At 63.9% G+C, this 7,300-nt stretch carries 9 protein-coding genes; all 9 read left to right on the top strand.

Annotated elements, in window-relative coordinates:
• Positions 1 to 194 (top strand): hypothetical protein (locus V7E26_RS03610; RefSeq protein ID WP_324413562.1); only part of this gene is annotated, 194 nt, incomplete at its 5' end.
• Positions 179 to 949, top strand: coding sequence for an SDR family NAD(P)-dependent oxidoreductase (locus tag V7E26_RS03605; protein ID WP_324413560.1), 771 nt, complete (start codon positions 179 to 181; stop codon positions 947 to 949). The genes V7E26_RS03610 and V7E26_RS03605, both read left to right, overlap by 16 nt.
• Before the next feature lie 164 nt (positions 950 to 1,113).
• Positions 1,114 to 1,395 carry a PilZ domain-containing protein gene (locus V7E26_RS03600; RefSeq protein WP_324413559.1) on the top strand — a complete coding sequence of 94 codons (282 nt, stop codon included), beginning with the start codon at positions 1,114 to 1,116 and terminating at the stop codon, positions 1,393 to 1,395.
• Between the two features lie 151 nt (positions 1,396 to 1,546).
• Complete coding sequence (locus V7E26_RS03595; RefSeq protein WP_324413557.1) at positions 1,547 to 2,464, top strand: hypothetical protein; 918 nt, start codon at positions 1,547 to 1,549, stop codon at positions 2,462 to 2,464.
• Between the two features lie 90 nt (positions 2,465 to 2,554).
• The gene (locus tag V7E26_RS03590; protein ID WP_324413555.1) at positions 2,555 to 2,986 is read left to right on the top strand and encodes an MgtC/SapB family protein; all 432 of its coding nucleotides are present in this window, start codon (positions 2,555 to 2,557) and stop codon (positions 2,984 to 2,986) included.
• 139 nt (positions 2,987 to 3,125) lie between these two features.
• The gene (locus tag V7E26_RS03585; protein WP_324413553.1) at positions 3,126 to 4,346 is read left to right on the top strand and encodes an acyltransferase family protein; all 1,221 of its coding nucleotides are present in this window, start codon (positions 3,126 to 3,128) and stop codon (positions 4,344 to 4,346) included.
• 42 nt (positions 4,347 to 4,388) lie between these two features.
• A complete protein-coding gene (locus V7E26_RS03580) occupies positions 4,389 to 5,522 on the top strand; it encodes an ABC transporter permease (RefSeq protein ID WP_324413552.1) in 1,134 nt (377 codons plus the stop codon).
• Positions 5,519 to 6,217, top strand: a complete 699-nt coding sequence (locus tag V7E26_RS03575) for an ABC transporter ATP-binding protein (protein ID WP_324413550.1) — start codon at positions 5,519 to 5,521, stop codon at positions 6,215 to 6,217. Before V7E26_RS03580 ends, V7E26_RS03575 begins: the two co-directional genes overlap by 4 nt.
• Positions 6,218 to 6,246: 29 nt before the next feature.
• Positions 6,247 to 7,296, top strand: coding sequence for an HlyD family secretion protein (locus V7E26_RS03570; RefSeq protein ID WP_324413547.1), 1,050 nt, complete (start codon positions 6,247 to 6,249; stop codon positions 7,294 to 7,296).
• The last annotated feature ends 4 nt before the right edge of the window (positions 7,297 to 7,300 follow it).

Here is a 7,300-nt window from a genome sequence, read left to right as displayed (position 1 = left end):
GCAACCTCAGTCTGGCCTCAGACTTGGTCGCTATCCACTCCCCATGGAATCTTCGTCGCTTCGCTCCTCGCAATGACAAGGCGCGGGCGGAGATGACAAGAGAGAGATTTCGAACGGTTTGCGCTTCGACGACCATCGCCGCTACAATGCACACGAAGCAACACAAGGAAAAACAAGAATGGATTTGGGTCTGAAGGGACGAAACGCCGTGGTGCTGGGAGGTACGCGCGGCATCGGGCGGGCGATCGCGGAGACGCTGGCGGGCGAAGGTTCTGGCGTCGCGGTTTGCGCGCGCAATGCCGAGCAGGTCGCGGCCGCCGTTGCCGAGCTCAAGGCCAAAGGCGTGCGCGCGACCGGGGCGCCGCTCGACCTCACCGATGCGGCGGCGCTGAAGGCATGGATCGCGGAGGCGGCCGGAGAACTCGGCAGCATCGACATGCTGTTCTCCAATGCCGGCGCGATGGCGCAAGGCGGCGATCCCGCCTCCTGGGAGCAGAATTTTCGGCTCGACGTGCTCGGCGCCGTCAACGCCTTCGAGGCGGCACGGCCATTTCTCGAGGCCAGCGGCGGCAAGACCGGGGACGCCGCCTTCATCATCATCTCGTCGATCTCGGCCGCGCAAGCTGACGTCGCGAGCTCGTACGGCCCGATCAAGGCGGCGCTGATCCACATGGCCAAGGGGCTGGCCCGGCAGCACGCGGCCAAGAAAATCCGCGTCAACGTGGTGTCGCCTGGCACGGTCTATTTCAAGGGCGGCGTCTGGAACATGGTCGAGCGCGACATGCCCAAGCGCTACCAGGATGCGCTGGCGCGCAACCCGACCGGGCGGATGGCAACGCCGCAGGAAATCGCCAACGCCGCGGTGTTCCTCGCGAGCCCGGCGTCATCGTTCACCACGGGCTCGAACCTCGTCGTCGACGGCGCGATCTCGAACCGGGTGAATTTCTGACCTTCGCATCGGCCGGAACGGTAATCCCGTAACCTATGAGACCGCTCTTGACCCGTCAGCCAACCGCTGGAATCCCGTAAACTTGAAAGTAACGCGCTAATGGAACCTTACGACCTCACATTCTAATTTGAACAACCGGCGCGTGAAGCCGATCAAGCCGACGGATGGGCAGGATGATTGTCGACGAACCAAGGACAAAGGTGCAGCGCGAGCCGCGACGGCAGCTGCGCAAGCGGACGACATGGATGACGAGCGACAGCGGGAAGACGAAGATCGAATGCGTCGTGCTCGATGTCTCGCCAGGCGGTGCCAAGGTCGTGACCGATGCTGCGTTCGATGTCAGGGACAGCTTTGAGCTGGCGCTGGTGCCCGAACACACGACGCTGCAGCCCTGCGAAGTGGTCTGGCGCCGGGGCAAGACCTACGGCGTGAAGTTCCTGGCTTGAGAAGTGACGACTGCGGCGCGCAGGCGCGGCGAAGGCCGACTGTCACAATCGGCCACTGTCATAATTGCCGGCCGCCCGACTCCGTGATTGGCCTTGACGTATGACTGTATTATTACAGTCAGATGTCAGTTCAGTTACAGCGGAGCGGTGAATGAGCTTGGAATGGCAGGCGCGGTCAGGGTCCCTGGCATGGTCGAATCCCGTGGCCCGGTGGTGGTGCCTGTTGACCGTCGTGAGCAGCATCAACATCGCCGCCTGGTTCGTGCTGTATCGCGAACTTCCCGTTCAGCCGTACGGCATGACAAGCAGCACGTCCGGCATCGGAGCCATGCTGCTGTTCTGCGCGGCCTATGTATTCGGCTGCGCCTTCCGATCCTTCCTGCCGCGCGCCGATGTGCAGCGGATCTGCCTGGTCGACACCTGGCTGTCGAGCGTCGTGGTCGGCCGCTCGGTCGCGACCGTCGCCGAGATCTGCTTCGTGGCGCAATGGGCTGTCATCCTGCATCACCTCGGCACGATGACGTCAGCGGAAACGGCCGTGAATGCGGCCTGGGTGATCGTCCCGCTGATCCTGATCGCGGAATGCCTGTCGTGGTATGCGGTGCTCACCCGAAACTATCTCGGCAATGCTCTGGAAAATTCGCTGTGGGCGGTTGCCTTCTTCATCATCGGTGTCGGCCTTTGCCGCCTGCTTCCGGAGTTCAACGGTGTGGTTCGCGCGGGCCTCATCGTCGCCATCGCGGGCATTGCGGGCTTTCTGGCGTTTCTGATGACGATCGACGTCCCGATGTACGTCAAGCGCTGGCGGACCGGAGACGCCGACGGCGACAAGCGCCTGACGCCGCGCGAGGGCCTGCGCGACGTCATGACGCGCTGGGTCGTGACGCACGATCACGCCGAGTGGAAGGAAGAGATGACCTGGATGGCGCTCTATTTCAGCCTGGCGGTCTGGTCGAGCCTTGCACTGTGCGTGTTCTATTCGCTCGAGCATCGGCTGCCACACTACCGGACCACGGCAGCGATCACGAGCGTGATGTCGAGCGCGTCCGTCGCCGACAGCACCCGGTAGCGACAACCTGTCCTGAAACCTTACGCGGCATTGCCGCGTTACACGCTGCTCTTGATGAGGTAGCGGCGTTTCGTTTCAGAAGGACGGGTTTTGGACCGGTTTCAGATAGGCGTTCATTTTGTCGCACTGGCGTCGGCCTTCGCGCTCGCGATTCCGATCGGTTGGGACCGCGAGAAGCGGGCGCGCAGCGCGGGCCTGCGCACGTTTCCGCTGGTCGCGCTGGCAAGCTGCGGCTTCGTGCAGGCCAGCGAAAACCTGCTGGTGCATTCCCCCGACGGCATGGCCAAGGTGATCGAGGGCCTGATCACCGGCATCGGCTTCATCGGCGGCGGCGCGATCCTCAAGCAGGGCACGACGGTACAGGGCACGGCGACGGCCGCCAGCCTGTGGGCCACCGGCGCGATCGGCGTCTCCGTCGGACTCGGCAGCTACGATGTCGCGGTGACCATCACGGTATTCACCTTCCTGACGCTGCGGTTGCTCACGCTGGTGAAGGAAGAAGACGATCTCAAGCCCGAATGATCCGGAAGGCGCCAGGGCGCGCCACCAAATCGTCACCTTGACGGCGAATTGCGGGCGAAATGATCAAGGACGAGTTTCCCAAGATGGAACCTCGGCACTCCCTGGTGCATATCCCTGCAATCGGCGCGAGACCTCACGAATGAGCATGCCAAGCGTTGCGAGCAGTTCAACCCTTGGCCTTGTCAATCTTCGGGCGGTTGTGATCCTGATCGTGCTGGCCTTCCATTCGGTGCTCCCGTACCTCGCCTTCCTGCCGCCCACGCCGTATCCGTTCGACCACGCCCCTTATCTCTGGCTGGCATTTCCGATCATCGACAGCCAGCGATGGTTCGGTTTCGACCTGTTCTGCGCCTGGCAGGATATCGGCCTGATGAGCCTGATGTTCTTTCTTTCCGGCCTGTTCGTGCCATCGAGCCTTGCCGGCAAGGGAAGCCGGAAGTTCCTGTCCGACCGCCTGCTGCGAATTGGCTTGCCGATGGCGCTGGCGATCATTTTCCTGGCGCCACTCGCCTACTACGCCGCCTATCGCACGACCGCGGTCGATCCCGGCCTCGGCGCCTACTGGCAAAGCTGGCTCGCATTGCCGTTCTGGCCGTGCGGACCGCAATGGTTCCTGAGCCAGTTGTTGGTCTTCAATATTCTCGCAGCCGCCGCCGACCGGTTCATGCCGCGATGGGATCGCAGTGTCGTTCGATTGGTGGCGCTCGCAGGCGACAATCCGGTGCGGTTCGTCGTCGGTTTGGCGATGATCTCCGCGGTCGCCTACATTCCCCTGATGCTGGTCTATTCACCCTTCGCGTGGACGAATATCGGCCCGATGGCGTTTCAGCCCAGCCGGCCGCTACACTATCTCGTCTATTTCCTCGCCGGCATGGCGGTCGGGACCTATGGCCTTGATCGCGGCCTGCTCCGCTGCGACGGGATGCTGGCGCGGCGCTGGATGGCGTGGCTCGCCGCAGCTTTCGCCGGCTTTCTGTTTTGGGCCGCGGCGACTTCGGCGACACTACCGGACTGGAGCGATGCTCCGCTCGCCGCGAAACTGGCGGCCGGCGCAGGTTTCGCGGTCGCCTGCGCGACGAGCTGCCTCTGCTCGCTGGCGATCTGCCTGCGCCTTGCGCATTGGCGCTCGAGGGCGTTCGACAGTCTCTCGACCAACGCCTACCGCATCTACCTGATTCACTACGTCTTTGCCGTCTGGTTGCAGTACGCGCTGCTCGCCGTCGGCTTGTTTGCAATCGGCAAGGCCGTGATCGTATTCTGCGGGACGCTGATCGCGAGCTGGTGCATTGCCACAGCAATCGGCGGAGCGCTGCCGGCCCTGCGACCGGGCCAGACCATGCAGGGCGTGCGCGGCGCATGAAGACCGAACCGGCATTGCACACAAGGATCGAGCCCCAATAGCATGCCATTGGTTTTCACCCTCGCGTTCCGAAATCTGTTTCATGACCGGCTGCGTTTCATTGCAACTGTGATCGGGATCGTGTTTTCCATCGTTCTGGTGACGGTGCAGATGGGTCTCTATTTCGGCTTTGGGCGCATGGTGACGACGATGATCGACCATGCGTCCGCCGATCTCTGGGTCATGCCGCGCGGAACGAAGTGCTTCGAGGATCCGTCGTTGCTGAACACGCGTGAGCGCTATCGCGCGCTTGCAATCAACGGCGTGGCGGAGGCCATCCCGCTGGTGATCGGATTTGCGGATTGGCGAATGCCCGGCGGCGCGATGACTCCGGTTTTCGTCGTGGGCTCGGATCTGCGCGCGGGCGGGCTGCAGCCGTGGAACCTGGTGGACGGCCAGGTCGAGGCACTGTCGAGCCCGAAAGCCATCGCGGTCGACCGAAGCTATTTCGATCGTCTTGGAATCTCCGGGCTGGGGGCGACCGCCGAAATCCGTCAGCAGCCGGTACGCGTGGCGGCGGTGACCGACGGCATCCGCTCATTCACCACTACCCCGTTCGTCTTCATGGACGTCGACCGGGCGCGGACGCACACGGGAGTTCCGTCCGGCAAGGCCACATATCTTCTCATTCGTCTGAGCGGCGATGCCAATCTCGATCAGGTTCGCCGTCAATTGACATCTGACATCACTGACGTCGAGGTCCTTACGCCGGCCGAGTTTCGTGAACGCAGCCGCACCTTCTGGCTATTCAGCACCGGCGCCGGCGCCGCTCTGTTCGCGGGCGCCCTGCTCGGCGTGATCGTCGGCACCGTCGTCGTCGCCCAGACGCTCTATGCCAGCACCAAAGAGCACCTGAACGAATTTGCCACCCTGCGCGCCATGGGCTCTTCGCGACGCTATATCTACAACGTGATCGTCTGGCAGGCGCTGCTCAGCGCCGTGATAGGCTTCGCCTTCGCGGCGCTCATCAGCGGCCTTGTCGTGCAATTGACGGCGACGACCGCGTTGCCGATCGTCGTCACGCCCGCGCTGGTCGGCGGCCTGTTCTTGCTGACGATCATCATGTGCATCGGATCATCCATCGCAGCGATCGTTCAGGTCACGCGCATCGACCCCGCCATGGTGTTCACGCGATGACCGAACCATTGCTCGAGGCGGTGAATGTAGCGAAGGACCTTGGCAGCGGGGCTGCAAAGGTGGCGGCGCTCAAGGGCGTCAGCCTGGCGCTCAGGGGCGGTGAGCTGACCCTGCTCATGGGACCTTCCGGGAGCGGCAAGACCACGCTGTTGTCGATCCTCGGCTGCATGTTGACGCCGACGGCAGGAACGGTTCGTATCCGTCAGAGCTCGATCGCGGATGCCGGCCCCGAGGACCTGGCGCGTCTCAGGCGCGAGCATGTCGGTTTCATCTTCCAGTCGTTTCATCTGTTTCCGACCTTGTCCGCCGTCGACAATGTGAGGCTGGCGCTCGACGTGCGCGGCGAGCCTTCGAGGGCGGCGCGCGCCAGGTCGCGCGAGGCACTGGCCAAGGTCGGCCTGGCCCACAAGACAAAGGCGTATCCGCGTGAACTCAGCGGCGGCGAACAACAGCGCGTCGCGATCGCGCGCGCCATTGTCGGAAATCCGTCCATCATTCTGGCCGACGAACCTACCGCCGCCCTCGATGGCGAGAACGGCCAGGCGATCATGAAACTGCTTGCCGAAGTCGCCAGGGAACGCGAACACGCCGTGCTGATCGTGACGCATGACCCGCGTCTGTTGCCATTCGCGGACCGCGTCGTTCATATCGAGGATGGACGGATCATCGATGAGCAGGCCGGCAAACTGCAGTGAATGTGTGAAAGGCTGAGGGACCCTTGTTCATGTCTAAGCGCCAGATAGCCGTGGCCGCCATATTGGCCCTGATCGCAGCCGGCGGGGTGCTGGCTGCAATCCCGGCAATTGGCCCCGTCAATCTGACGATGTGGGGCTCCTCGGCCGACGCGCCGCAGGAAAAGCGCTGGCAAGCCGTTGCGCCCGGGCGCGTTGAAGCCTGCTCGGGCCAGATCAAGGTCTCGGCGGCAGTGGTCGGGGTGGTGCAAAAGGTGCTGGTGAAGGCCAATGACAAGGTGTTTGCCGGCGAAGCCCTGATCCTGCTGGCCGATGACGAGCTTCGCGCCCGGCTGGCGGCGGCGGAGACCCAGGCCGCCATGCGCGAGCGTGCGCGGGATGAAAGGTCTGTGAGCGGCAGCGCAAAGACGCGCCGCAAGGCCCAGGATGCCGCAGCCGACGCCGAACGCACGCTGTTTGACGCGCGATCCGCCGTCGATCGGGCTGCTGCGAGGCTTCGAACCAAAGGGGGATCGGAGGCGGACCTGACCGCCGCCCGGCTGGCATTGACGCGCGCCCAGAATGAGCTGTCAACGCGGCAGGGCGAGCTTCGCACCATCGATGACGACGCCCTGCCTACCTCGCTGGAGGGCCAGCTCAGCATTGCGCGGGCGGAATACGCCGTGGCACACGCCGCTCTCGACAAGATGACGGTGCGCGCGCCGACCGACGGTACCGTGCTCCAGGTCAATGTGCGGGAGGGCGAGGCGGTGTCGCCCGGCTCGCCGCAGGCGCCGCTGCAACTTGCCGATCTCTCCAGGATGTGCGTGCGCGCGGAGCTGGACGAGCGCGACATCGGGGCAGTCAAGGTTGGCCAGGCGGTCATCGTGCGGACGGCGGCATTTCCCGGCCGCGAGTTCGAAGGAAGCGTCTCGTCGGTTGCGCCGCTGATCGAGCCCGGCCGCCTCGACCCGCCCGGAGCGCGCAATCAGACCGACGTGGATGTCGTCCGCGTTGTGGTCGAATTGAAGGCATCGGACGAGCTCACGATCGGAATGAAGGCCGATGTCTATTTCCGCCCTGACAAGGTCGCCGCGCCGTGAAGGT

Origin of the sequence: Bradyrhizobium sp., assembly GCF_036735945.1 — a bacterium.
Taxonomy (GTDB): domain Bacteria; phylum Pseudomonadota; class Alphaproteobacteria; order Rhizobiales; family Xanthobacteraceae; genus Bradyrhizobium.
This window is presented reverse-complemented; position numbering and strand designations above follow the sequence as displayed.

Excerpts from the sequence above, each read along its gene's own strand:
- V7E26_RS03585 (WP_324413553.1), top strand. The coding sequence starts at position 3,126 with ATGAGCATGCCAAGCGTTGCGAGCAGTTCAACCCTTGGCCTTGTCAAT.
- V7E26_RS03575 (WP_324413550.1), top strand. The coding sequence starts at position 5,519 with ATGACCGAACCATTGCTCGAGGCGGTGAATGTAGCGAAGGACCTTGGC.
- V7E26_RS03605 (WP_324413560.1), top strand. The coding sequence starts at position 179 with ATGGATTTGGGTCTGAAGGGACGAAACGCCGTGGTGCTGGGAGGTACG.
- V7E26_RS03570 (WP_324413547.1), top strand. The coding sequence starts at position 6,247 with ATGTCTAAGCGCCAGATAGCCGTGGCCGCCATATTGGCCCTGATCGCA.
- V7E26_RS03580 (WP_324413552.1), top strand. The coding sequence starts at position 4,389 with ATGCCATTGGTTTTCACCCTCGCGTTCCGAAATCTGTTTCATGACCGG.
- V7E26_RS03600 (WP_324413559.1), top strand. The coding sequence starts at position 1,114 with ATGGGCAGGATGATTGTCGACGAACCAAGGACAAAGGTGCAGCGCGAG.
- V7E26_RS03595 (WP_324413557.1), top strand. The coding sequence starts at position 1,547 with ATGAGCTTGGAATGGCAGGCGCGGTCAGGGTCCCTGGCATGGTCGAAT.